Genomic DNA, 25,740 nt, shown 5'->3' on the forward strand with positions numbered 1-25,740 from the left:
TCGAATGTCAAATAAAATTTTTAGAGATTGCCGGACATCAACCGAAGATCCTATACCCCCGAAAACCCCGGATAAAAAGCGGATTTCGGCCCACCCTTCCGATCCATTTCCAACCCGCACTCTTTATTTACGCAATATTAAAAATATATTTTTTGGCAAGATTGACCCATTACGTTCCATCCACCGGGTCAGACGCTTTATTCAACCTTTCCGCAAGGCGGTGCAAAGTTTCATAATCGCCGTATTGGACCGGATATGCTTGGCGATCGTTATTGTGGTAAGTGGCAACTTTTGACTGATCGTGATATGGATACCGTTCCCACAACCAGCCCATGTTTTCGACGATATCGCGTTTATGCCCTGCGCACCAAACACCGGCATGATACAAGCCGACCTTTTGCTCATAAAATTGTTCCCGATTCAGTTCTCCGCTTATCCTCTTTACGTAAAAATCAACAGCCCGCGGAGGAAACCCCAGCGCAAGACCCAACAGGCGATGAAACTCTGTGCTGTCGCGGGAAAGGTTTTCGACTGCTTTGGCAAACCCGTCACGCTCCGGCTCATCCCGAAAGAAAATGTCATAGCCGGGATAAACGGAAAAACGCGGGAACTTTTCGAGTTTTTTCAAAGCATCTGGTGGCAATTGGGCCAAGCATTCATAGCTAGACGGCTTGATTCCCGCAAGAAAACTTTCAGTCGGCATCCATTCCATGAGCGATCCCTCCGGTTAGTTTGATTTCTCTCGACTATCTCATCTTTGCGCAGCATTTGATAGTCGCAACATTTAAAATGCAGTGCGTGTTTTAGTTATATTTTTTATGTATGAATTCATGAAAGAAAATTACTCACGTGATCATACACTTCTTTGGCTGTTTCCAGCAATCCTCGCACGGCTTGTACCCGTTCGGCTGCATCGCGTATCCCCAATACATTAATATTTTGTATTGAAACATTTTTATACCCATTAATGGAACCGTATCCTGTAACAGACCCGATACCTAATATCCTCGTCTTACGCACTTCGCTTGGCATCAAGCACAACCATTCGTGTTACGCCGGCAAAAAATCCTTATCCATTTTTGCCTCACATGAGCAGGCACCTGAAAGGCCTGCTCATGTTTTTCCGATCCGGATTAACAATCAATGACCAACAGGGTATGCGGATGTTGAGACCGGTATTCCTCTTTCCACCCGAGCTTGATTTTCTTCCATGTCTTTCCGGCATCAGCAGACCGGAAAAGCCCCAGATTGTTCAACGCGTAAAAAACCCCGGATTCCGACGGGTCGTTTGCCAATGCAGAAATCAGCATTCCTTCCGGCCCCGGCAAGCCGTCAACCGATTCCATCCATCGATCCCCTTCTTTTCGATAAATGGTGGATGAAGCCTGTTCCATTCTGGCGTGGTGAGCGTTATTCGGATGAATGGAGGCAGAGACAAGCACCCAATCCGGGTTTTTGACATCGACCGCCAACCCGTATAAATAAGGATGTTTCAGACCCTGGCCCAAAGGAATCCAAGATTGGCCCCCGTCACGGCTTTCCATGTAGCCGCAACCTTCACGGAACAATCCGTCGCCGCATGCCGCATACAAACGATCCGGTTGACTGGGATGCACCAACAGGGTATGAGCGTCCAGGGGACCTTGAAATTTTTTGTCTTCCCAGGTTTTTCCCCCGTCCAGACTACGCAGCACAGCGCCAAACTCGATCGAAACATAAATCCGTTCCGATTGCTCCGGATCCGGCGTAATCCACCGGACATGATGCGTGTGCGGCCGGGGAGGGAAACTCCAGGTCCGATGCGAAGGCACGAATTTCATCTCTTTATGTTCCCGCCAGGTTTGGCCTCCGTCTTCCGATGAAAAAAGCGCACTCGGTTCCGTTCCGACATATACCACCCCGTAACCATTCCCTTTTTGATGCAGGCTCACCGCCACGGCAGTGATTTTTTCATAAAGAATTCCTTTTTCTTTTAACGGCTCAAAATAATCACATCCATCCCCGACAGGGTACCATGAATCGCCAAAATCGTCCGAACACCACAAGCCACGGCCGAAGATCCCGCAGTACAACCGTTCCGGCCGGAACGGATCTTGAGCAATGCAAGTGGGTTGCATGCCTTTGAGACGGGAAGTTGTCCCGGCACTTTCCCCATCATCCAGGTCAGCCACCAATAATTCCCGTTCCATCCCCAGCAAAAGTCGCTTCATTCAATGATCCCTCCACACACTTGTTTTATGGATCAAACCCGATGGATCCATTTTTTCTTTTCCCGGTCATTAAAAAAAATAAAAGCTTGCCAACCCGTCAAACATGTCGGCAAGCTTTTCAAGGTACCACCTTCTGATTCAAAGATTTTTCACAGCGTCTATAGAATAAACGTAAGCCCCCTTAATTATTTATTCGCAAACCAGACGACATTTCAGTTCACCTTTTTCCAAATTTATTTCATTCGCTCAATATGCGCCTGAAGCTTTTCTTTCGGCCAGATCACTTGAACGAACTCGGCCTCTCCCACCAGCGCCTGGTCATGTTCGGCAATCACATCACACACCACTTTTTGCGGAGTCCATTCCTTGACCGTGGCCACAAACGTGACGGTTTTCCCGACCGGGGCCGGCGAGCGGTGGCGGACATTGATGGAAGCACCGATTCCTTCTTCCCCTTCTTCCAAAAACGGCTCGATGACTTTCCTTCCGACCCATTCCATATAATAGACCATGGACACGGTGGACAAGACCGGATGAATCATCTTGCCGTCAAACGAAGCAACCATCTCCCCGGTGACCGTCACGGACATTTTTTCCTGGTATCCTTGATGAAGACCCGGTTTCATGAAACAACCCCCTTCAGAATGGAACCCGATTTCTGCCAAAATCCATCCCTTTTTTCTCGCTTCTTTCCTGAATGAAAATATTTCCTTCTTCCCCAGTCCCGTTTGGGTACCACTCCCGTCATCTTTTCCGGCAGATCCATTCCGTCAAGACATCGGCCCCGGCATTTCCCCTTGTTTCCGGTTTGCCAATCCGTCCAGAAACAAATCCATAAACCGGTCGGCGATCTCCTCCGGCGGCAACTCTCCTTCGGGACGGTACCACTGATAAAGCCAATTTCCCACGGATAAGAGGAGTAACCGGACAAATTTTTCATCCACCTGCCGGAATTCCCCCTCCCGGATCCCTTGGGACACAAGCCGGGCCCACATTTTCTCATACCGGTCCCGTTTTTCCTGGATTTCACAAAACCTTTCCTTGGACAATCCCTTCCACTCATGAAAATAAACGGTTGCCGCTTCCAGGTTGGCTTCCACCACCTTGATATGGGCGATGACCGCTTGTCTTAACTTATCCACTGCCGGTGCATCGTTCTCGACAATGGGGCGAAGGGAATTTAAAAAAGCTTCAGCGCCTCTGTTTGTAATCTCATATAACAAATCTTCTTTTGTGCGGATATGCGCATATAAACTGCCGGATAAAATCCCGCATGCTTCCGAAATATCCCGAATCGTTGTCCCGTGATATCCTTTTTGGCTGAAAAGCCGGCAAGCCGTGCTCAAAATTTGTTCCTTGCGTTCCTGCCTTGTCATGTTTCATCTCTCCTGCGAAACAAGCGCTTGTTCGCTTCCATGATAATAGAAATTTCAGACATTTGTCAAGAATCCATTTATTTCAGAGAGTGTTATTCTTGTTTGGGCTCTGGCAAGTGAACCAGTCATACACCGGCTGCCCCGTCAACCAAAAATGGCCCTTTCCTGAAAAAGGATTTTGTCCATTTTTATCTAAGTTTTAGATAAAAAAGATATCCCAAATTTTTGAAGCGGGGAAGAAGGGGGCTCATTCGTGTTATTTAAAAAGAGATCTCATCCTGCAAGCGAAGATGCCTTTATGTCCTTTCATTTCTGGTTAACCTTGGAGGAGATCGAGCAGTTGGAAGCCATCGCACGCGATCACCAAACCGATCCGGCGGCCGTGGTGCAAAAAATTGTCAAAAAAACATTGGAACACTGGCGCCAGTTGGAAACTGAGGAAGAAGAAAAAGAAACCGTGGAAAAATAGAGCAAAAAACGGAAGAAAGGAACCCCTTTCCTCCGTCTTGCTTTCAACCGGGTTCAGTAAATGAGGTCAATGAAATCATCTTTGGAAACGGCTCCGAAATAGTGCTTGATATCCAGGCCGTCCAAGGATTTTTCAATTTCATCCCGTTCATACCGGATTCCCGTCAAGCGGTCTTCAATGTCTTTCACATCGCCGATTCCAAAGAAATCGCCGTAGATCTTGCAGGACCGGATGATTCCTTTTTGCACATTCAACCGCACGTCGATGCTTCCGACCGGAAAACGGCGGCTGTGTTTGACATTAAATGCCGGCGACTCGCCGAAATTCCATTCCCATTTTTGATAGCGCGATTCGGAGATTTCCCGGATTTTTTCCCAGTCTTTCTCGGACAATACATACTCGGGAATCGGTTTTTGCCCCTTAAAGATATGTTCCAACAACAATTGGCGAAACTCCAAAATGGTCATAGGCTCTTTCAAAAAGTCAACGATATTGCCCACCCGGCTGCGGATCGATTTGATGCCTTTGGACTCGATCTTTTCCTTTTTCACTTGCAATGCCTTGGTGACGTGATCAACATTGACGTCAAACATCAGCGTTCCGTGGCTGAACATCCGCCCGTTGGTTGAAAACTGGGCGTTTCCCGATATTTTCTTCCCGTTTGCCAAAATATCATTCCGTCCGCTTAATTCCGCATCAATCCCCAGCGATCTCAGCGCCTCGATCACCGGCTCCGTAAACTTCCGGAAATTGGCGAAGCTTTTTCCGTCATCTTTCGTGATAAAGCTGAAATTGAGATTGCCCAAATCGTGGTATACGGCGCCTCCCCCGGATAAGCGGCGGACCACATGGATTCCGTTTTCCCTGACATAATCCACATGGATTTCCTCCACTGTGTTTTGGTGCTTTCCGATAATGATGGAGGGTTCATTGATATAAAAAAGCAAATAGGTCTCATCAATATCCAAATGTTTCAGCGCATATTCCTCAATCGCCAGGTTCATGCGCGGATCGGTCATATTTTGGTTATCTATGAATAACATGATAGATTCCTCCCGTCTTTGCCCGGACATTCCGTGATGGATCCGGGCTCCTCTGTTTCCATTGACCATTGTACCCGTTTCCCGGGACAAAATCACGTTTGGGCGAATTTGAGCAAATCCCGGTTTTATTATACCTTTATTAAAGAGAACAGAGAGAAGAGCGAGCAGGGGGATCCGTCATGTCGATGGAACAAGCGGAATTGTTGTTGCAAAAATACTTTGGTTACTCTTCATTTCGAAGCGGACAAAAGAAAATCATCGAAAGCATCTTATCCGGCCACCATACCATGGGGATCATGCCGACCGGAGGCGGAAAATCCATTTGTTATCAGATCCCGGCTCTTATGTTTCCCGGGATCACGTTGGTGATCTCTCCGTTGATCTCATTGATGAAAGATCAAGTGGACCGTTTGCGCCAGCACAACATTTCGGCCACCTACATCAACAGTTCGCTTCCGCATGCCGAAATCAAGCGGCGCATGAAAAAGCTGAGAGAAGGGGTTTACAAACTGCTCTACATCGCTCCGGAACGCTTGGAATCCCTGGCCTTTCAAGAAATTTTCTCCACCCTTCCGGTTTATCTGGTCACCATTGATGAAGCCCACTGCATTTCCCAGTGGGGACACGATTTCCGGCCCAGCTACCGGTCCATGGCCAAACAACTTTTATCCCTGCCCCGCCGGCCGCTCATTGCCGCTTTAACCGCCACCGCGACGCCGGATGTGAAAGAAGATATTTCCCGGCTTTTGCAAATCGATCCGTCGCGGATCTATTCCACCCGGTTGGAACGGCCGAATTTGTCCTTTCAAGTCATACACGAAGAAAACAGGCTGGATTACATCAAGCAATATTTAAAAGACCATCCCCGCCAAAACGGGATCATTTATTGTGCCACCCGCAAAGATACCGATCATGTCTATGAAGCACTGGTGCAATCCGGCTTTTCCGCAGCCAAGTACCATGCCGGGCTGACCGATGAAGAAAGAGAAAAAGCACAGGAGCAATTTTCATATGACCGGGTGCAAACCATTGTCGCCACGAATGCCTTTGGCATGGGCATCGATAAATCCAATGTCCGGTTTGTCATTCATTATCAATTGCCCCGCAATCTGGAATGTTATTACCAGGAGGCGGGACGAGCCGGCCGGGACGGGGAAAAAAGCGAATGCATTTTATTGTTTTCGCCGCAAGACATCCCGATGCAACGTTACCTGATCCGGCATTCCGATCTTTCCCCGGAAAGAAAAACGTTGGAATTCAGCAAGTTGCAAAAGCTGGTCAATTATTGCCATACCCAACGGTGTTTTCAAGAGGAAATCGTCCGGTACTTCGGGGCCGACATCATGCAACCATGCGGAACATGCGGAAACTGTCGCAAAAAAATGGGGGATTTGGTCAATTATACAATTGAAGCACAAAAAATCTTCTCCTGCATCAAACGGTTGAACGAACAGTACGGACTCACCATCATCGCAAAAGTCCTCAGGGGTTCCAAAAACAAGCGGCTGAAGGAATGGAAGCTGGACCGGATTTCTACATACGGGACCATGAGGGAGTACACGGAGAAAGAAATCCAGCGGTTGTGCCAACTTTTGGCCTCTGATGGTTATCTCTCCCTGGTCTACGAAGGGCGCCCTTATCCGCTGGTCCGCCTGACCCCGAAAGCAGTCGCGGTGCTGAAAGGAAAAGAACCGGTTTATCTGCACAAAGAGACCGAAAAATGGCTCAAAACCCCCGAAACCAAAACCCACCGCCTCTTGGATGAGCTGGTATCCTTGCGCAAACAGTTGTCCGAAACCGAAAAACTTCCGCCGTACATGATCTTTCCGGACAGCACTTTAAAAGAGATGTGCCGCCGCTTGCCCGTCACGGAAGAGGAGATGCAAGCGATCTCCGGGGTCGGGGAAATGAAATTTCAAAAATACGGGGCTCATTTTTTAAAAATAATCCGGGAATATGTCCAAAATCACGGGGAAAAACCGGTCCGGGAAAAAAGCACGGGAAAACCGTCCAGCCATTTCATCACTTATCAGATGTTCCTTCAAGGCAAAACCATTCCCGAAATCGCCAAAGAGCGCAACCTGACGCGCGGCACCATCGAGGATCACTTATTGCGCGCCGGCTTGGAAGGCTTGGAACTCGACTGGGATGCTTTTATTCCCAAAGAATATGAAGCATTGATCATGGAGAAAGTGGAAGAACTGGGCGCCCAAAAATTGCGCCCCATCAAAGAAGCTTTGCCGGAATCCGTGGATTATATGGCCATTAAAGCGGTCATTGCCAAAAGAGAAAGATTGCAAGCTTTGAAAAAATAGCTTCATTCCATGAATCTGCGGTGGAATGAAGCTGTTTTTTCCCTGTCTTCCCTCCTTCAGGGAAACCGCCCGTCCGATATCATGACCTTTTTCCTCCAAACGTCCGTATTTTTATACCAGTCACTCCGCATCCAAAGCCACCACGATTGCATCCGGAGCCAAGCATCATATATGATACCCACAGGAAAACCAGAAAGAGTATAAAAAGAAAGAGTGAGAGCAATGATTAAACTATTTATCAGCGACTTGGACAACACCCTGTTCGACCATGAAAAACAAATCCATCCGGAAGACCAAAACGCCTTGCACAGACTGATGGATGCAGGCCTTGAAATCGGGTTGGCTTCCGGAAGAATGGACTTTGAACTCGTTCAGGTGATGAACCGGATTCAAGCCCGTTTTCACCGGATCAGCCAAAACGGGGCTTTCATCTATACCAAAGAAGGAAAATGTTTGCAAAGGGTCACCTTTCCCGGAAACATTTCCAAACAAATCTATGAAGCGGCCCGTCCTTTCGGGCTTGTTTGCTTTGTCAGCGAGGAAAACGAAATGTTTGTCGCCGAAAAGACGGAAAAAGCCCGGGCCATTGAAGAAAGGATGAAGATGCCTGTTCATTCCCGCCCCCAATTGCATGAAGAAATCGGAAAATCACTGTTTCCCAGCAAGGTTTGCTTCTTTGGGGAACTGAACGATTTAAAACGTTTGGATCAACATATTCACCAACGGTTCCCCTCCCAAGTCGACTCCTTTATTTCGGACACCGATTGCCTCGATTTCATGCCGACCGGCATTTCCAAGGGGAATGCGCTGGAAAAACTGGCGGATGAACTCGGCCTGAAACCGGAGGAAATCGCAACCGTCGGGGATTCGTTTAACGATGTTTCCATGCTGGAATGGACTCCCCACAGCTTTGCCATGCGCCATGCCCCGGAAGAAGTAAAACAAAAAGCCGGCCGGGTCGTTTCTTCCGTCCGCGAAGCCTGCGAATGGGTTCTTCAATATAACCAGTCTTCATAAGAAAGGAATGGGTTGCACGATGCAATGTTATTTTTTGGGTACCGGTGCCGGGGTTCCCTCCCGGAACCGCAACGTGTCCTCCCTGGCATTGATCATGCCCGAGTATAACGGGCAGATTTGGCTTTTTGACTGCGGCGAAGCCACACAGCATCAAATCTGGGACTCGCCGGTGAAACTCGCCAAAATCAACCGGATTTTCATCACTCATTTGCACGGCGACCATCTCTTCGGTCTGCCGGGGATTTTGGGAAGCCGTTCGTTCCAAGGCGCCACCTCCCCCCTCACCTTGTACGGTCCGAAAGGGATTCAAGCGTTTGTCGAAATCTCTTTAAAGACAAGCCGCACCTTTCTCCGGTATCCGCTGGAAATCGTCGAAATGGAAGGGGATTGCCAATTTGAAGCGCCCCCTTTTTCCATCCGGGCCAAAAAGCTGGATCACGGCATCCCTTCGTACGGATATCGTCTGGAAGAACCGGATCAACCCGGCAGATTGAATGTGGAAAAGTTGCAAAAAGCCGGGATTCCGACCGGTCCTCATTACCGGTTGTTGAAGGAAGGGAAAACCGTCACCCTTCCCGACGGACGGGTATTAAAAGGGGAAGATTATGTCAGCCCCCCGAAAAAAGGAAGAACCTTGGCGATTCTTGGAGACACCCGGTACACTCCCGAAGCCTGCATCCTGGCAAACCGGTGCGATTTGCTGATTCATGAGGCAACTTACCGCCGGGATCAAGAAGATCTGGCCCGCAAATATTTTCACTCCACTTGCACGCAAGCCGCCGCCGTCGCCAAAGAAGCCGGGGTGAACCATTTGATCTTGAATCATATCAGCACCCGGTTTCAAGAAGAAGAATGCGAGGCTTTGCTTCAAGAAGCCAGAGACGTCTTCCCGTCGACCGATCTCGCCCGGGACCGGTGGAGCTACACCCTTCCCCCGCACGGCACCTCCTGACCGGAAACACTTTTCCTTTGTTTCCGGTGTCTTTCTCCTGTCAAAATGGATTAAAATAAAATTAACCGATCAAAGAGGAGGAATGTGGGCCGTGTACAAAAAAACCGGCATCCATCTGTTGCTGGTCACCGCGCTGATTCTACCGTCCCTCGCTCCGGCAACCGCTTGGGGAAACGAATTTCATGGAAAGACTTCCGTGCAGCTTCATGCCTCCGACCGCCTCCCGGACAACAACCCGGTCTGGGGAGATTCACGCCCGACCCGTCCGGTTCTCCAACCGGGGTCTCCCGAATCTTGCGGCATGGTAAATAAACCGCTCCTTCACATGGACACCATTCTCCGTCAGGCCATCCGGGAAAATATGACTCCGGGCGCCGTACTCCTCGTTGCACGCAAAGGAACCATTGTGAAACACCAAGCCTATGGATATGCCGTCCGTTATGCCGATGACCGACAGACTCCCGTTCATCCCCCGGTCCCCGCACGGAAAGACACCATCTACGACCTCGCATCCGTCAGCAAGATTTTCACATCCGTGGCCGTGATGAAATTGTATGAAAAAGGACGGTTTGAGCTGGATGATCCCGTAGCCAGATACATCCCCGAATTCGCCCAAAACGGAAAGCAATCGGTCACCATCCGCCAGCTTCTGACGCACACTTCCGGCTTTCGTTCCGGCATTCCGCTTTATCAAATGGGAAACAACCGGGAAGAACGGTTGCAAATCGCTTTGGCTTACCCGCTGGACCATCCGCCCGGAACCACTTACACCTACAGCGATCTCAACATGATTACACTGGGGGTTCTTGTCGAACGCCTTTCCGGTCTGCGGTTGGATCAATTTGTCCAAAAAGAAATCACGGGCCCGCTTCACATGCATGACACGTTTTACAACCCTCCGCAAAAGTTGAAACGCCGGATTGCCGCAACGGAATATCAGCCGTGGACCGGCCGGGGGTTGGTGTGGGGAACCGTGCATGATGAAAATGCGGCGGCACTGGATGGAGTGGCGGGACATGCCGGGGTTTTTTCCACTGCCCGCGATTTGGCCGTCTTCGCCCATATGATGTTGATGGACGGGAAATACGGATCCACGCGGATTTTAAAAAAAGAGACCGTCCGTCTGATGGAAAACAACTATAACACCGACTTTCCCGGCGATGATCACGGTCTCGGCTGGGAATTAAACCAAGGTTGGTACATGGACGCACTCAGCGGTCCGGATGCGATGGGCCACACCGGATTCACCGGAACTTCGCTGGTGATCAACCGCAGCCAGGGAACAATCGCCATCCTTTTGACCAATCGCGTCCACCCGACCCGGGAAACCGAATCCATCAATCCGCTGCGAAGAGAAGTGGCACGCATGGCGGCGGACGCCATTCCCGTGAAAATCCCGGGCAAGGTTCCGGCTTGGTTTTCCGGTTACGGCGACCAACTGTCCCGTTCGCTGGTGGCATCCCTGCCGCTTTCGACTCACGATCGCACCCTTGTATTTACGACTTGGCACCGGATTGAACCGGTTCATGATCAAGCCACGGTGGAATTTTCCGCCGACGGCCGGCATTGGTCCGCGGCGGAGCAATTCAGCGGAAACCGAAAAGATTGGAAGACTTACGCCATTCCGGTTCCCGAAGAAGCCCGTTTCATCCGCTTCCATTATCAGACCAATGAAAGTGTCAACGGACGCGGCTGGTACATCATGGATCCGTTCCTTGAAACCCGCGGAAAAACCATTCCGCTTCAATGGCAGGGGGAAGGATGGGAACGCCGGACCTATTAATTCAGCCGGCGGACCAGCTCACACCGCTTGTTTTTCTTTGGATTTGAACGAATTCATCCGGTTGCCCATCTTCTCCAATAAAATCATCAAAACATAACCGGCCAGCATGCATCCGATGGTGATGAACAACATTTCCCCGCCTGCTTTTTCAATGGAAAAACCGCCCAAAGAAGGGCCGAGAATGCTGCCCACACTGAAATGAACCGAAGCGATGGCATTGGCGGCAGGCAAAAAGCGGGCAGGCAGCAAGTCCGTGGCACAAGCCAATCCCATGGAGTAAAGGGAGCCGACCAATCCGCCAATCAATATGAAAGAAACAAAAAGATAAATCTCGTTGGACAAAAAATGCGGGATGACAAACATGCCGGCCGATCCGGCCGAACAAACCAAAATCAGCAGATTTTTACGGCCGATCCGGTCCCCCAACACCCCGAGCGGCACCTGAAAGAGCAAACTGCCCCAGACAAATGCGGAAATCAAAAGGGAAATAAAGCCTTGGCCCATGCCTTCCCGTATGCCGATCACCGGGAAATTCCCCGTCAAAGCGGTTTCCAAAAACCCGTAAATGAACGGGGAGCAAAAAGCAATGAAGCCAAGCCGGTAAACCGTTCGCAATGATCCTTGCCGGTTCGCATCCTTTTCTTTCCATTCGTTGTCCAAAGATTCGGCGATCGTTAAACGGCCGGTTAAATAAATGGAAAAAAAGAGGATACACAAAACAAAGAGAAACGGAACCGTTTCTCCAAAATGAACCAGATTCAGCCCCAGCGGACCGATCCCAAATCCCAATCCATAAGCAAACCCGTATTGGGAAATCCGGCGTCCCCTTTCTTTCACGGGAGCATGGATGGTGATCCACAATTGGGTGGCATAGTGCAACAAACTGTCGCCGATGCCGACCAGAAAGCGAAGCCCGGTCCATACCCAGAAACTTTGAAAAAACGGAAAAAAACAAACTGCAACAGTGACAATGTACAACCCGGCAAGAATCGATTTCTTCACGCCGATTCGCCGGACCATGGCCGGTCCGAGGGGAGCCGCGAGCAAGATGCCGAGATAAAGCGCAGAGGCACTCAGGCCGTTAAAATCGGCTTGCACTCCTCTTTCTTCCAGAAACATCGTCAACAGCGGAATCAATAACCCCTGGGTCATCCCGGCCACACAAATCATCCAGACCATTCCTTTGAACGTCCGGAGAGACCAGGCCATGTTTTCGCCCCCCTTTTCAAAATCTTTTCAAACCATTATATTGGTTTTAATCATGATTGCTCAACATCCAAAGAGGGGGACACGCAAGTGATAAACATGATATTGAAACTCGATTGGGGATCGATTCTTGCATCCGTCATCGCAATCGGGATCATCATTTTGCTTTCAATCATCAGCATCATCATCGCCAGAAAGTTGATCATCCGCCTGACCACTCACAGCCGTCTCAGCAAAGGGACGCAGCTGAGGTTAAAAACCATTCAAAGCATTTTGATCAATGTCACCACCTATGTGATCATCTTCATCGCATTGGTCTCCATCCTGGCCGAATTTCACATCAACATTTCTGCCATTTTAGCCAGTGCCGGCGTCCTGGGGCTTGCCATCGGTTTTGGCGCAAAAGATCTGGTTTCCGACATCGTCTCAGGATTTTTCATTTTGTTGGAAGACCAGGTGCAAGTCGGGGAAGATGTCACCGTCAACGGATTTTCCGGCACCGTGGAGCATGTGGGCCTCCGCGTCCTGAAAATCCGCGATCCGGAAGGGGATTTGCACTTTATTTTAAACCGGGATATCAAATCCCTCACCAATCATTCCCGCGGACACATGCTTGCCAAAGTAGACCTTCCGCTTTCAACCAAAACCGATCTGGATCAGGCCCTCGCTTACCTGGAAGAACAATGCCGGCACCTCCGGGAATCGTTGCCGGACGTGATCGACGGTCCTAACGTGCTGGGCGTGGTGGATGTGACCCCGCAGTCGTCCATTGTCCGGATCCAGGCCCGGGCAGAAAACGGGAAACAAGGTGAAGTGGAACGCCGGTTGCGCAAAGAATTGGTCCAAGCCACCGACAAAGCCGGTTATTTATTGACCGAAACCACATAACCATTAAAAATGATATAATAAAGTTATACTTTTAAATTTTCATTCGAGGTGATCCGGATCCGTGTATCACATGACGGTATATGATATGGATGGCCAACTGCTTTATGATGGTCCCATCAATGCCACGAGTGACGACGAAGCCAAAAAGCTCGGCTATGCCTGGATTTCCGAAAACGGCCATCAAGATAAACCTCACCGCATTTTCCATGTGACAGGACGTCTTGTTTCCTTCAAACCGCATCCCTACCGGGGAAATGCTTCATCCAACAAAGCCTGAAAGAGATTATCTTTCAGGCTTTTCCTTCATCTTAAAAAATACGGGTCTGAAGATTCCCATCTGCCATTCATTGAGCGGGATAAAAGCGGAAATCCTTTGTTTTTTACTTTGAATCGGCTTTTGTCTCACCCGACCCCTGATTGTAACAATTATTCCATTTATTTATAATATTCCCGTAACTGTACATACCGCCGAAGGAGGATATCGATGCGACATGCCAATGGTTTGCGAATGACTGTTTCTTTCCTGTCAACCCTTTTGCTGATGGTTCCCGCCTCTTGGTCCTTTGCAAAAGCCGATGCAGTGTTTGCCGAAGCTTCCCCCCACTCTCCCGTGGCCAGCGACGGCAAAATCATCAAACAATCCACGCAGTCGGGGGACATTGTCCAAACCTCCGGGGGCGCCTACAGCAAAGGGCATCAAGGAAACATGCTGAAAGCACGTGAAAAAAACCTTTCCCAAAATGGTGCATCCGCCGAATCTGTCATCGGGCCGGATAACCGGACGCGTGTAAAAGACACTTCCAAATACCCCTACAGCGCTGTCGTCCAGATCCAAAGCGATCTCGGAAACTGCACCGGTTGGCTGATCGGACCGGACACCGTTGCAACGGCCGGCCACTGCGTCTTTGACCCGGATGAGAAAAAATGGGCCTCTTGGGCAAAGGTTTATCCCGGACGGGACGGCGACCGTTTGCCATTTGGTTATGCGAAAGCCACCCGTTTTTACTCGGTTGTCGGATGGACCCGGTATGGAAACACCAATTATGATTACGGAGCCGTCAAATTGAACAAAAACGTGGGAAACCAAACCGGCTGGTTCGGATACCGCTGGCAGAGCGGATCATTGGACGGCACCCGGGTGAACATCAGCGGTTATCCCGGTGACAAACCGCAAGGCACCCAATGGGAACACAGAGACCAAATCCGCGAAACCACCCCATACAAGTTGCTGTATGACAACGACACTTATTCCGGACAAAGCGGATCACCCGTCTATCAGGAACAATATCAGAATTGCGGGGTTTGCAGCATTGCCATCCACACCAACGGAGTTTACGGAAATAAAAAGAGCAACCGCGGAACCCGCATCACCAAAGAAGTTTTCGATAACCTGAACACTTGGAAAGACCAATAGATTCCAACCGGTTGGAACTTTTTCCCCTGAAGGAAAGTCATATAAAGTAGCCGTACCATTCTGAGAGGATCTTTCCTCTCTCTTTTTATTCAAGGGGGGATTTTGCTTGATGAAATGGAAATGCGGATTCACCATCCTTCTGTTCACCCTTTGTTTCCCGCTCTTTTTCGGCTGTGAAAAAACACCGGATGCCGGACCCGTGTCCAAAGTGAAAGTCACCGGAACCGTCACGGATGAAAACCATTCGCCTGTCTCCGGCGCTTTGGTCGTCCCGAAACCGAAAGAAGACGTCAGCGGACCCGTCCCGGAAATCGCCAGATATACCGATGAAAATGGCCGTTTTACATGGTATGTGCCCGCCGGATCGTACGAATTTGTCATCGAAAAAGAAGGTTACAAACCGCGCCGCCTTCCGGTTCAATCCAAAGATGCCGGAAAACCCGTCCACTTGAACGTCATACTGGAAAAAGAATAAAAAAACAAGCTCCAAAAATCTCTTTTTGGAGCTTGTCATGATGCTTTTTACTGCAATTGTTTTTTCAGCTCTTCCAAATCGGTCACCGGCGATTGGCAGGCATAATTTTCACAGATGTACACTTTGGGGCCAAGCGTTTGGGACGCCTCTTCTTCAGACCGGGGAACAAACCATTTGATGGTGGTGGCATCACTTCCGCGCGGATCCAGGGAAATGACCGCTTCCGGCAAGTAAGCCCTTTGGATCAACCGGATCATTTCTTTGGTTTTCACATCATTGGGCGAACCGGAAATGAAAATTTCTTTGCTTTTCCCCAGCACCAACATCACCGCCATCAGGAAAAAGGAATGGGAAATCGGTGAAGATTCCACCGCTTTGGCAAAAGCCCGGATTTGTTCCCGCGCCTCCTGAAGCAAAGATTCATCCGATGTCAGCTTGGCCAACCGGATCAAATTATAGGCCGCCACCGAGTTGCCGGACGGAGTCGCACCGTCATAAATCTCTTTGGGCCGGACAAACAAGGACTCTGCATCTTTTCCGTAAAAATAAAATCCTCCTTGTTTTTCGTCTTTGAACAGCGCCAGCATTTGCCGTGTCAACACCAAAGCTTGCTCGATAAACCGGGGCTCAAAAGTGGCTTCGTACAACTCCGTCAAACCCCAGGTGAAAAAGGCGTAATCATCCAGATAGCCGGGATAGGCCACTTCCCCGTCACAATAGCGGGCAAACAGACGGCCTTTCTCATCGATTAACCGTTCTGAAAGAAAGCGGGCCGCTTTGACCGCGGCATCGGTGTATTCCGTTTCTCCGAGAACCCGGCCGCCCCGGGCCAATGCCGCAATCATCAATCCGTTCCAGGACGTGAGGATTTTGGTGTCTTTTCCTGGGCGTACGCGTTGCTCTCTGGCTTCAAATAATTTCCGGCACCCTCTTGCCAGCATTTCCTCCAATTCATTCAGCGGCAACTGATACCTCTCGGCAATCTCCCCGAGGCGAACGCCAATTTGGTTTAAGACGCTTTTTCCGTCTTCAAAATTTCCTTCTTCTGTCACGCCGTAAGCCGCACAAAAGATTTCAGCCTCTTTTTCTCCCAACACCTCCGCGATTTCCTGCGGGGTCCAAACATAAAACTTTCCTTCTTCCCCTTCGGAATCAGCATCCTCTGCCGAATAAAAACCGCCTTCCGGCGCCTGCATGTCTCTTGTCACATAACGGAAAATGCCCCGTGCCACTTCGGCGTAACGTTCCTCAAGGGTCACCTGGTACGCTTCCAGATAAGCCAAAGCCAGCAAAGCATTGTCATAAAGCATTTTTTCAAAGTGGGGAATCAGCCACTCCCTGTCCACGGCGTACCGGGCAAAGCCATGGCCCAAGTGGTCATAAATCCCCCCTCTGTGCATGGCTGTGAGCGTGCGGGTCACCATCTGGAGGGCTTCCTCTTCTCCCGTCAGCCTGTGGTACCGGAGCAAAAACAGCAAATCATGCGGGCGGGGAAACTTCGGCTCATCGCCGAAACCTCCAAAATCCGGATCAAACTGGCTGGCGAACTGTTCATACGCATGATCGATGACCCCCAAGTCCACCTCCCCGGCTTCCGCCGCATTTAAATAAGACTTGACCGCGTGGACAATTTTGTCCCCGACTTCATCGGCCCGGTTCCGCTCCTCTTTCCACAGCATCGAAACCCGTTTCAACAAATCAATCAGGCCCATGCGTCCGTACATGGTTTGCTTGGGCAGATAAGTGCCTGCAAAAAAAGGTTTTTGCTCCGGCGTCATGATGATGGTGAGCGGCCATCCTCCCTGGCCGGTCATCGCCTGACAAACGGTCATGTATACTTGATCCACATCCGGCCTTTCTTCCCGGTCCACTTTGACCGGGACAAAATCCCGGTTCAAAATGGCAGCCACTTCCTCATCCTCAAACGATTCACGTGCCATGACATGGCACCAATGGCAGGTGCTGTAACCAATACTTAAAAAGACCGGTTTATCCTCTTTCTTGGCCTTTTGGAAAGCTTCTTCCCCCCATGGGAACCAATTCACGGGTTGATGCGCATGTTGGAGAAGATAAGGCGATTTTTCCCGGATCAACCGGTTGGACTTTCGCTGATTGGATTGATGAACACTCATAAATCAGTCCTCCAAAATATTCATGTATGTCACCCGTCGGGATTTCCATAAAATTCTTGTCTCTCCCAGTAGTTTAGCACAAAAAAAACGGAGGCATGCAACCCGCCTCCGCAATCCGGTTGATCCAAATCAGTTCATCCTTGGCAAAACCAACATCCACCCGTCCGCCAAACAGCTGATGGCGGAAATCCCGGATTGAATTACTCAATGATTTTTAATGCTTCGAGAACATCTTTGGCACTGCTGACCAAAGAAGCGAGTGTAGCAGTCAGGGTGATCAAGCCGCCGTATTCTTTCACGAATTCATTGCACTGTTTTTTCAGCTTCCGGATCGTTTCTTTCTTGATCTTTTGCTGCTTCATTTCATTGAGGGCTTGTTCCGTGCTTTCTTTCAGTTTCAGTGCGCTCTGGAGATAGATCACATTGTCTTCCTGATAATATTTTCTGGCCCGGGGAATCGCCCGGCCGTATTTGAATCCGTCGCCCTGATCGGTTTTGGCTTTTTTTCGGGCCGGACGGGGCTTGATCTTCTCATTTTGATCCATGCTGGTTAAAAGAGCTTCCAATCGCGTACGGAGCAATTGATTCTGCTCCGGTGTCAAATCCATCGAAGATGCCATTTGATCGACTCCTTTATCTGCCGGATTCCACATGATGATCTCCCGATCGAAAAGAAAGTTTTTTCAGCCTCCATTCAAACCTGCTGATCCATTTCACTTTCATAAAAGCATTTATCACCCGCTGTGCCGATAGCCGCCCGTTACCTGTTGAGGATTTCAGAATCCGGCTTTTTCTGTTTCTCCTTGGATAGCATGAATGTATCCCCGTGCTTGCGGAAAACAATCCGCCCCGCTTCTTGCCCGGCGGCTTGCATCAACCGTTCTAACGGCTCATCCAAAGGTTCGGCCGACAATACAAAGGTGTCCCAATGAATGGGAGCCAACCATTTCGCACCCGTATCGCGAAACATGGCCCAAGCCTCTTCCGGCGTGCAATGTGCCCATCGCAAATGATCGGGGGAATAGGCTCCGATCGGCATAAAAGCAAGATCCACCGGCCCCGTATCAGACAACTTGCGAAATTGATCCGTAAAAGCCGTATCCCCCGGAAAAAAGATCCGGGTTCCTTTTTTCTCTATCAAATAACCGTTATAGCCGTACCGGCGATTCCAAGGGTAACGGTTCCCCCAATGTTTGACGGGGACGCCCAGAATCTTGATTCCCAGTTCTTCAATCTCCAGTTGTTCATCCCATCCCAGCTCAAAAACTTTTTTAAACGGCAAGTGTTTGATCAGACGGGCCGTGTTTTTGGGAGTCACCACATAACACCCTTCATGGGCCAATTGCGACAAGCTGGGAACGTCAAAGTGGTCAAAATGGGCATGGGACAAAAGGATCAACTGCACCCTCTCCAAATCTGAAAGAGAGACAGCCGGCTCGGTATGGCGTTTCATCCCGATCTGCCGGTTCAACCATTTGATGGACTCTCCCACGCGTTTCCCCAAGACGGGATCGGTGAGAATGCGTGTATCATAAAGTTGCATCAAAACCGTGGAATGCCCGACCCAGCCAACCGTCACCTCTTCCCGGCTCCATTCCTGCGGTTTCAGCATCTTTTCAGGCTTTTTCAATGGCAGCCGGGGCAAACGGTTGAACCGGAACCACATTCCCAAACCAATGATTCCAACCATCACCACAAGCAGAATGAACAGTATTTTCATCCCCAAACATCCTTTAAACTCTTGTTGTCGAATTTCTTTTTGTTTTAAAAATGCAAACGGCTTCGGAATTTTTCGTATACAGCTTTTTTATTTTACATTAGCGGTCTTTGGCTCATCAACCGATCCCGCCGCCACCATGCCGTTATTCCCCCGCATCAAAAAGAGCCTGCCCGCCTCCAAAGGAAAAACCGGACGGTCCAAAGGGAGTTCCTTTTTTTCCGTCCGGCTTCCGTCTTGCCAAAATGTCCTGGCTTTCCATATAATTCTTTTTCCGGTTCAGTGAATCGTAAAGAAAGTTCCCCGATTTCCGATCAAGGCTGGCCGTGATGAGCGACAGCGGGGAAGTATCCGGAATGTTGCCCGGAAAACTGATCACCGGCAGGTTGTAAAACAGATGCTCCGGATCCTCCTGATGGATATTCCACCGCCCTTGTAGATGAATTTTAAAAACTTCGCCCACATACCGCAACAGGCCGTCCAACGTCATTTTTTCTTCATCTTTCAATATCTCATCCGGCGAGGAGTAATTTTCCAACACCCATGCTTCCACTCTCAGCAGGGACTCCGGAGTGTAATCCAGATCCAAATGCCCCAGCTTCTTTTGCAATTTTTCCAGTTCATCCGGATGGATCATCAGCCATTCTTCGAACCAGTCTCGTTGATTTTCCTGTACCACTGCCTTTTTCCCTCCTTTACGGTTAATTACCGGAATTCCACCTTAATTCCTGCCGCTTTTAATTCATTGATCAACGGCTGGCTGGCATCGGCATTTTCAAACACCCAGGTGATATCCCAATTTTCCACTTGCACCAGATATTTGTCCTTTTCCAGTTCATCCCGGATGTGCACATCTCTTGAAAAATACCCTCTGCTTCCATCGGTTTTGGTCGTGGTCTTATGTTCAACCGCTTTTAATGTTTTGGGATCGGCAATGTCGATAATCCGCACACCAAGTGGGGTGTCCACACTGTGTTGCATGGTGGAGTTTTCCCAGTTGAGGGTTTTCCGGTAATTTTCCACCAATTGGTGCGACCGGTTTGCTTTTTCCATGTTGGCATCATACGTTTTGCTCCATTGTTCATAACTCCATTTTCCGCCGTTTGCCTTGTAAATCTCCCACCGGTTTTGTTTATGTTCCGGGGTTCACGGAACCAATGAGATGTCTTTTTCCACTTTGGGCGTTTTCGGATCCGGTGTGCGGTTTCCGCAAGGCAACTCGATCATTGCCGTGTAACGTTCGGTGGACCGGGCTTTTAAACACCTTTGAAAGCTGTCAAACAGTTCATCCGTTTCTGATTTGACCACCGGTATGCCGAGATCGAGCTGTTTCACTTTGTTAAACACGGGCACGGCAAAAGCGGTGACCCCGACCAACGCCGCACCACCGACACCGGCGATGATCGCATTCTTCCAGTTGATGCCGCGTCCGTGAAGCAGATCATCGGCAACGCTGGTTCCGGATCCTTCCACCGCACCCACGACACCAGCTCTGGAGAAAATGGAACGAAGCGGCCCCGGCAATTTCGTAACCCCATTCCGAATCCCGGAAGCCAGCGGCCCCAACAACCTCGAACCGGTGATGGATGCAATCAGCCGGCTTCCCAATGAACCGGCCAATGCCCGGGCCGCTCCCCCGGCAATCCCCAATCCGATCGCCCCCAATACACCGCCGAGGGCTGCTTCCAAAAAGGTGTCCTGCGTGATTTCGCCATTCATCAACCAGCTCATTCCAAAAGAAAGGCCCATCCCGATTAACACCGAAGCTCCCAGCGGTGGAGCGACAAAACATAATACCACTCCGACCACCAACACCACTCCGGCCGCGATATATCCAATATTCTCCTTAACCCATTTCCAGGCAGCGGACAGTTTGTCCACCACCACTTCCTTCATCTTGGCACAAACTCCGGTGAATCAGTCCCATAAGTCCCCCAAAAATTCCTTTGTTCCTTCCCAAACTCCCTTTACTTTTCCCTTAAACCAATTCCACGCTTTACCAATCGGATTACCCGATTTTTCGGAAGAAGGGCTCTCTTTCTTCACTTCCTGTGAGACCGGTTGCTCATCCGCCGGGCCCGGACCCGGTTTCACTTCCTCAAAATGGTCATCCACCTTCGGGACCTCAAAACCTCCGCTTTCGGCAAACGAAATGGGAAAGCCGGCCGCCATCATAAAAAAAAAGGGCTGCCAACCCCGGAAGGATCAATTTTCGCATGTTCCCCGTTACGGAAAAAATTGTGTCTGCGCCCGTTTTTTCTGTTCTGTCGGTAAAATCGATCCGTACGCCGATAATTGATTAATCATCCCGTAGCCTGCACACCTCCTTTTTTAACTCTATTCAGCTATTTCACAAGAGACTGATTTATTCTATTTTACAAAAAGATAAGCCGTTTTTGTTAAAAATCATGAAGTTCGCTTTTTTTACGGACTTCTTTGGCTTCCCGGAATGTTCACGGGATGCTTTACACAAATAAAAAACCCCGTCCCCCAGAATGACAGACGGGGTTGGGTTTGCACTTGCCATTTCCGTTTGGCTCACCATGAAAATTGCCGGCCACTGCCAATGGTGCGGCGTTTTTCCATCGATTCTTCCTCCGGATTTCGCTTTTGATCCGGTCATGAGTTCGAAAAAATTTCAGAAAAAAGGGCAATTGTCAACAGAACCAGAATAACGTAAATGATCATATGAACCTCTTTTTGCATTTTCCAACTCCCTCTCGGTGAGTAAATGGATCCGTTTGAACGGAAAAAGAATCGAATTGCAACCCTGTGACATTGGAAAAACGGGTCGTTTACACCAACGGTTTGCCTTTTTTCTGAGTAATCATTGCAACTGGATTCATTCAATACACAAATCGATGTTTTATTTTGATTAAATAGAATATTTTTAATTTTATTTTAAATAAAATGATGGGCTTCATCAAGATCGCTTCCAAAAAAACCGGAGCAGACAAAGCTCCGGTTTTTTCTTTAAAGCGCAAAATGGGAATATTCCCCGACAATCCGTTTCATGAGGTCGCTTTCGGGCGGGATTTGTGTGATCTCATAAATGGTGTTCTCCAATCCCTTTTGCCGGATGCTTTCCTGAATTTGAACGGCCTCGGGATCTTCCTGGTAATCATACCGCAGGGCAGCGGCAATGCCTTTGGCCAGTGAAACCGGCTGCTCCTTCAGATACGTGATATATTGGGCAGCCGGACTGACCAGACGGTCTTGGGGTCCCAGTTTCCGTATGGGGGAACGGCCCACCCGGGTCACGTCATCAGAAATATGCGGGTTGACAAAACGCCGGATGATGGTGTCGATGTATTTTTGATGTTCCTCTGGGTTGAACCCGTGCTTTTCAACCAACAGTTTTCCGGTTTCCTGCAAAGTGTTTTTCACCAGGCTTTGGATCTTTGGATCCGCCATGGCTTCATCAATGGTTTGGTAACCGGCTTGGTAGCCGAAGTATGCGGCCACGGCATGGCCGGTGTTGACGGTGTACAGCTTTCGTTCAATATACGGCATTAAATCATCCACCAAGGTCATGCCGGCCACTCGAAGTTCTCCCACCACTTGTGAACGGTCCACCGCCCACTCATAAAAGGGTTCCACCACCACTTTTAACGGATCCGCATGGGACTGGTTGGGAACAATCCGGTCCACCGCCGCATTGGGGAAACCGACCATTTCATCAGCCTTTTCTCTTTCTTCTTCATCCAGTTTGGAATAAACTTCTTTTTTTAGCAGGGCGCTGCCGCCAATCATGTTTTCACAAGCAATGACATTCAAGGGCTTGGTTCCGGTTGCCATCCGCTGTTTCAACCCTTCGGCAATCAGTCCGGCAATCAGCGGCAAGACATTGGGACCGACCGCCGTGGTGACCAGATCCGCACCGGCAATGGCCGACATCACTTGCTCCGGATGGTCTCCGCTGTGAATGGCGTAAACATTTTTGACGATGATTTCTTCATTGGAATCATCGGCCAACCCGATGGAATAGCTTTTCCGTTCGTTGATCAAATCCACTATCTCCCTGTTCACATCCACAAAACAAACCTCATATCCCGTTTGGTGAAGCAGGCTGCCGATAAATCCGCGTCCGATATTTCCAGCTCCAAAATGTACTGCCAGCATGTGTGTCCACCTCTTAAAAGAATTTCATGATTTCTTCGGCTGTTTCCGCTTGAACAATTTGATGCACGTTTTCCTCCTCGGCAACCACCAAGGCGATCTTGGATAAAATATCCAAGTGCTCATCGCCTTTTGCGGCAATTCCGATCAAAAGTTTGACGATGTTGCCGTCGCCAAAGTCCACGCCGTCAGGAACCTGTACGATCACAATGCCGGATTCGATAACATTTTCCTTGCCTTCTTCCGTTCCATGGGGAATCGCAACATAATTGCCCATATACGTCGAAGTCAATTTTTCCCTCTCCAGCATGGTATCCACATAAGCCGGTTTGACGTAACCTCTTTCCACCAACAATTGGCCCGTTAAGCGGATCGCTTCCTCTTTGCTGTCCACGCTTGCATTGAAACGGATGTTTTCCGGAGATAAGATCGATGATGCCATGTCAAACACTCCTTGTTTCTTTTAATTTCTCTTCAAAGAATCGTTCAAACCGTTTAGCGAGGTAAGCGGAAATTGCCTGGCGGTCTCCCGACTGAAACAAGGCAATCCCCTCATCATTTTCAATAAACAGGGAACTGATGAAACTCAAGACTTCCAACACCGGACCGGAAACCTTCTCCGGCGCCAACAACAACAGCAACGTATCGGCACGGATGTCCGATTGATCCATGCCCTTCATCACAAACGGCTGCTTCAGAAAACAAACCGTAAAGGAGGGGCGAACCACCTGTTTGCTCCGTGTGTGGAAAAGTGCGAGCCGTGTCCCGGGAATTCCCAATCCCCCTTTTTCCTCCCGCTTTAATAAAGCTTCCACCACCGGCGCCACCCTTTGGATCACCCCTTCATCCCGCAATCGCAAACAGGCTGCTTCCAAGGCTTCCGGGACAGATCCGGCCTCTTCCGCAACAAAACATTGGAACCCTTGGAGGATGGTGGCGATCCCCCCCGAATACTGATGGATCTTTTGCATGTTGGAGACGGTTTGTTCCAGCTTTTGGGAAGGGGCCGGATCCGGACGCCCGGAAGAAGGTTTGAAGCCCTGTCTCTTTTTGCGCCTTTTTTCCCGGATACAGGCCCGGATCTTTTCCACTTCATCGCGGGTCAAAATGGGACTGACCACCAGATAATTCTCTTGGAAATAAGGCAGTTGGATGGTGGAAATGATGAGGTCAAACGCCTCCGGGTCCTCCTGATCGATTTCAAAAACCGACCGGTTGGTCAAATTTTTGATCTCAGGAATCTCCTGCCGGATCCGGGTTTCCAGCATTTTGGATGTGCCAATCCCGCTGGAACAAATAATGAGCGCATGCAAATCCTGATCTTGTTTGTTGAGCAATGCCGAACCGAAATGCATCACGAGGTATCCGATTTCTTCATCCGGAACGGAAACATCAGGGAAGACGGCCGCCATCCCTTTTTTGACGACCGCAAACAAATCCCTGTAATCTTCCATGATTTTGGGCAACATGGGGTTGGTGATTTTCATATTTCGCCGGATGCGGGTGAGGGCCGGCTTCAAATGAGAAATCAGCCCCTGAACCAGTGATGTTTGATCCGACAAGCGGCAATTCAGCTCTTCTTCCACAAACCGGATCAGCTTTTTGGTCCAAAGCAGAACGGGATAATCCTCTTCCTCGATCCGGTATTCCTGATCGTGTCTAAGCCGGGCCCCTTGCAGATGCATGGTGATATAGCCGACTTCCGCTTCGGGGATCGACAGGCGGAACACCGTTTGCAACCGGGCGATCAATTGCCGGGCGAACGCATACTCCGGCGTGTTTTTCAACCGGTTCAGATGAACGGGATCCATTTCAATGTTTTCCCCCTGCATAATGCGTTCGATCGCCAGCGCCAAGTGGACAACCAAACCGATGTAGGCACTGTCCGCAAGAGAATAAGGCAATTGTTTGCTGATTTCTTCAACCACTTTTTCCACCAGGATGAGCTTTCGCTTTTCAACCAACCCCAGCAATCTTCCGGAAAGGGATTCAGACGTTTTTTTTGTCTTGTTTTGAATGTTTTCGCGGATCAGGGATAAGAACTGGACTTCATCAATATTTTCGGCAATCAGGTTGCTCATGGCCCGCCGCTTGGCCGACTCGCTTCCGACAATTTCAACCCCGTATCCGCGTTTTCGAATCAACGACAAATCAAACTTTTCAAGCCCGCTTTCCAGCTTGGTCAGGTCATGGCTGACGGTTGCCATGGTGACGTCCAGTTCACTTGCCAGCGAAATCAGTTTCACGGGTTCTTTTGCTTCCAAAAGCGTGCATAAAATCAGGATTCTCCGTTCTTCCGGCGTATACTCCCGGCGGGATTGCCGGAACAGATCCTGTTTCAATGCCTCCATTTGGCCGGCTGCACCGGACAGCTGAATGCCGACTCCCGGCTTTTTGACCAGTTCCAGGTCATACTTTTGAAGCAATTGTTCAATCCCTTTCAAATCCCGGTGGATGGTGCGGACACTGACATCCAGTTCTTCCGCCAGTTGCTTCGTGGTCAAATTATCCACCCGGGTGGATAACAAACGTTTTAAAATCAACCTTTCCCTTGCAGTGATATACATCTTGTCCACTCCATTAAAACGACATCGCCCGGAAAGCTTCGGACAAGCCGTGCTTTC

At 49.5% G+C, this 25,740-nt stretch carries 27 protein-coding genes; 9 read left to right on the forward strand and 18 right to left on the reverse strand.

Annotated features, from left to right (window positions below; translation table 11 throughout):
- Nucleotides 1-169 precede the first annotated feature (169 nt).
- From I8U23_RS10695 to I8U23_RS10715, 5 genes are all read right to left on the reverse strand, one after another.
- On the reverse strand, nt 170-712 hold the full coding sequence (locus I8U23_RS10695) for a hypothetical protein (RefSeq protein ID WP_037994224.1): 543 nt from the start codon (nt 710-712) through the stop codon (nt 170-172).
- Nucleotides 713-828: 116 nt separating this feature from the next.
- Nucleotides 829-1,032 carry a hypothetical protein gene (locus I8U23_RS10700; protein WP_138615126.1) on the reverse strand — a complete coding sequence of 68 codons (204 nt, stop codon included), beginning with the start codon at nt 1,030-1,032 and terminating at the stop codon, nt 829-831.
- A 101-nt stretch (nt 1,033-1,133) separates the two neighbouring features.
- Nucleotides 1,134-2,210, reverse strand: coding sequence for a WD40/YVTN/BNR-like repeat-containing protein (locus tag I8U23_RS10705; RefSeq protein WP_198051040.1), 1,077 nt, complete (start codon nt 2,208-2,210; stop codon nt 1,134-1,136).
- Nucleotides 2,211-2,443: 233 nt separating this feature from the next.
- On the reverse strand, nt 2,444-2,836 hold the full coding sequence (locus I8U23_RS10710) for a thioesterase family protein (RefSeq protein WP_037994221.1): 393 nt from the start codon (nt 2,834-2,836) through the stop codon (nt 2,444-2,446).
- Between the two features lie 144 nt (nt 2,837-2,980).
- Nucleotides 2,981-3,586 (reverse strand): TetR/AcrR family transcriptional regulator, encoded by a 606-nt coding sequence (locus tag I8U23_RS10715; RefSeq protein ID WP_037994219.1) that lies wholly within the window; start codon nt 3,584-3,586, stop codon nt 2,981-2,983.
- Nucleotides 3,587-3,839: 253 nt separating this feature from the next.
- On the opposite strand from I8U23_RS10715, the gene I8U23_RS10720 reads away from it, so the two are divergent.
- Entirely contained in the window at nt 3,840-4,055 is a 216-nt protein-coding gene (locus I8U23_RS10720) for a hypothetical protein (protein ID WP_037994218.1), read from the forward strand.
- Nucleotides 4,056-4,108: 53 nt separating this feature from the next.
- On the opposite strand, the gene lplA is transcribed toward I8U23_RS10720, so the two are convergent.
- Entirely contained in the window at nt 4,109-5,098 is a 990-nt protein-coding gene (gene lplA / locus I8U23_RS10725) for a lipoate--protein ligase (protein ID WP_037994303.1), read from the reverse strand.
- 179 nt (nt 5,099-5,277) lie between these two features.
- Between lplA and recQ the strand changes: the two genes are divergently transcribed.
- The 4 genes from recQ to I8U23_RS10745 all read left to right on the forward strand — a co-directional run bounded on the left by recQ (nt 5,278) and on the right by I8U23_RS10745 (nt 11,165).
- Complete coding sequence (recQ, locus tag I8U23_RS10730) at nt 5,278-7,413, forward strand: DNA helicase RecQ (RefSeq protein ID WP_049719691.1); 2,136 nt, start codon at nt 5,278-5,280, stop codon at nt 7,411-7,413.
- Between the two features lie 222 nt (nt 7,414-7,635).
- Nucleotides 7,636-8,430, forward strand: coding sequence for an HAD family hydrolase (locus tag I8U23_RS10735; protein ID WP_037994216.1), 795 nt, complete (start codon nt 7,636-7,638; stop codon nt 8,428-8,430).
- Nucleotides 8,431-8,449: 19 nt separating this feature from the next.
- A complete protein-coding gene (rnz, locus tag I8U23_RS10740; protein WP_037994214.1) occupies nt 8,450-9,382 on the forward strand; it encodes a ribonuclease Z in 933 nt (310 codons plus the stop codon).
- An 82-nt stretch (nt 9,383-9,464) separates the two neighbouring features.
- The gene (locus I8U23_RS10745; RefSeq protein ID WP_198051041.1) at nt 9,465-11,165 is read left to right on the forward strand and encodes a serine hydrolase domain-containing protein; all 1,701 of its coding nucleotides are present in this window, start codon (nt 9,465-9,467) and stop codon (nt 11,163-11,165) included.
- 18 nt (nt 11,166-11,183) lie between these two features.
- On the opposite strand, the gene I8U23_RS10750 is transcribed toward I8U23_RS10745, so the two are convergent.
- Entirely contained in the window at nt 11,184-12,374 is a 1,191-nt protein-coding gene (locus I8U23_RS10750; protein ID WP_037994210.1) for an MFS transporter, read from the reverse strand.
- Between the two features lie 96 nt (nt 12,375-12,470).
- On the opposite strand from I8U23_RS10750, the gene I8U23_RS10755 reads away from it, so the two are divergent.
- From I8U23_RS10755 to I8U23_RS10770, 4 genes are all read left to right on the forward strand, one after another.
- A complete protein-coding gene (locus I8U23_RS10755) occupies nt 12,471-13,259 on the forward strand; it encodes a mechanosensitive ion channel family protein (protein ID WP_037994298.1) in 789 nt (262 codons plus the stop codon).
- A 70-nt stretch (nt 13,260-13,329) separates the two neighbouring features.
- A complete protein-coding gene (locus I8U23_RS10760; RefSeq protein WP_069201535.1) occupies nt 13,330-13,536 on the forward strand; it encodes a YhzD family protein in 207 nt (68 codons plus the stop codon).
- Between the two features lie 207 nt (nt 13,537-13,743).
- Entirely contained in the window at nt 13,744-14,673 is a 930-nt protein-coding gene (locus tag I8U23_RS10765) for a trypsin-like serine peptidase (protein ID WP_049719689.1), read from the forward strand.
- Between the two features lie 109 nt (nt 14,674-14,782).
- Complete coding sequence (locus I8U23_RS10770) at nt 14,783-15,148, forward strand: carboxypeptidase-like regulatory domain-containing protein (RefSeq protein ID WP_231564590.1); 366 nt, start codon at nt 14,783-14,785, stop codon at nt 15,146-15,148.
- 47 nt (nt 15,149-15,195) lie between these two features.
- On the opposite strand, the gene I8U23_RS10775 is transcribed toward I8U23_RS10770, so the two are convergent.
- The 11 genes from I8U23_RS10775 to I8U23_RS10820 all read right to left on the reverse strand — a co-directional run bounded on the left by I8U23_RS10775 (nt 15,196) and on the right by I8U23_RS10820 (nt 25,683).
- Nucleotides 15,196-17,280: a thioredoxin domain-containing protein gene (locus tag I8U23_RS10775; protein WP_198051042.1), complete on the reverse strand. Its 2,085-nt coding sequence runs from the start codon at nt 17,278-17,280 to the stop codon at nt 15,196-15,198.
- Between the two features lie 73 nt (nt 17,281-17,353).
- Nucleotides 17,354-17,488 (reverse strand): hypothetical protein, encoded by a 135-nt coding sequence (locus tag I8U23_RS13635; RefSeq protein WP_255347190.1) that lies wholly within the window; start codon nt 17,486-17,488, stop codon nt 17,354-17,356.
- A complete protein-coding gene (locus tag I8U23_RS10780) occupies nt 17,481-17,900 on the reverse strand; it encodes a hypothetical protein (RefSeq protein ID WP_131470853.1) in 420 nt (139 codons plus the stop codon). The genes I8U23_RS13635 and I8U23_RS10780 overlap by 8 nt, the downstream gene beginning before the upstream one ends.
- 140 nt (nt 17,901-18,040) lie before the next feature.
- On the reverse strand, nt 18,041-19,000 hold the full coding sequence (locus I8U23_RS10785; protein WP_037995213.1) for an MBL fold metallo-hydrolase: 960 nt from the start codon (nt 18,998-19,000) through the stop codon (nt 18,041-18,043).
- A 142-nt stretch (nt 19,001-19,142) separates the two neighbouring features.
- A complete protein-coding gene (locus I8U23_RS10790; RefSeq protein WP_037995212.1) occupies nt 19,143-19,676 on the reverse strand; it encodes a hypothetical protein in 534 nt (177 codons plus the stop codon).
- A gap of 26 nt (nt 19,677-19,702) precedes the next feature.
- Nucleotides 19,703-20,050, reverse strand: coding sequence for a hypothetical protein (locus I8U23_RS10795; RefSeq protein WP_037995209.1), 348 nt, complete (start codon nt 20,048-20,050; stop codon nt 19,703-19,705).
- Nucleotides 20,051-20,143: 93 nt separating this feature from the next.
- Entirely contained in the window at nt 20,144-20,893 is a 750-nt protein-coding gene (locus tag I8U23_RS10800) for a hypothetical protein (RefSeq protein WP_198051043.1), read from the reverse strand.
- Nucleotides 20,894-20,914: 21 nt separating this feature from the next.
- On the reverse strand, nt 20,915-21,112 hold the full coding sequence (locus I8U23_RS10805) for a hypothetical protein (protein WP_131470854.1): 198 nt from the start codon (nt 21,110-21,112) through the stop codon (nt 20,915-20,917).
- An 858-nt stretch (nt 21,113-21,970) separates the two neighbouring features.
- Nucleotides 21,971-23,119 carry a mannitol-1-phosphate 5-dehydrogenase gene (locus I8U23_RS10810; protein ID WP_198051044.1) on the reverse strand — a complete coding sequence of 383 codons (1,149 nt, stop codon included), beginning with the start codon at nt 23,117-23,119 and terminating at the stop codon, nt 21,971-21,973.
- Between the two features lie 13 nt (nt 23,120-23,132).
- The gene (locus I8U23_RS10815) at nt 23,133-23,558 is read right to left on the reverse strand and encodes a PTS mannitol transporter subunit IIA (protein ID WP_049719685.1); all 426 of its coding nucleotides are present in this window, start codon (nt 23,556-23,558) and stop codon (nt 23,133-23,135) included.
- A 1-nt stretch (nt 23,559) separates the two neighbouring features.
- Entirely contained in the window at nt 23,560-25,683 is a 2,124-nt protein-coding gene (locus tag I8U23_RS10820; RefSeq protein ID WP_037995196.1) for a BglG family transcription antiterminator, read from the reverse strand.
- Nucleotides 25,684-25,740: the final 57 nt, after the last annotated feature.

Origin of the sequence: Thermoactinomyces sp. CICC 10735, assembly GCF_016055175.1 — a bacterium.
Lineage (GTDB): Bacteria > Bacillota > Bacilli > Thermoactinomycetales > Thermoactinomycetaceae > Thermoactinomyces > Thermoactinomyces vulgaris.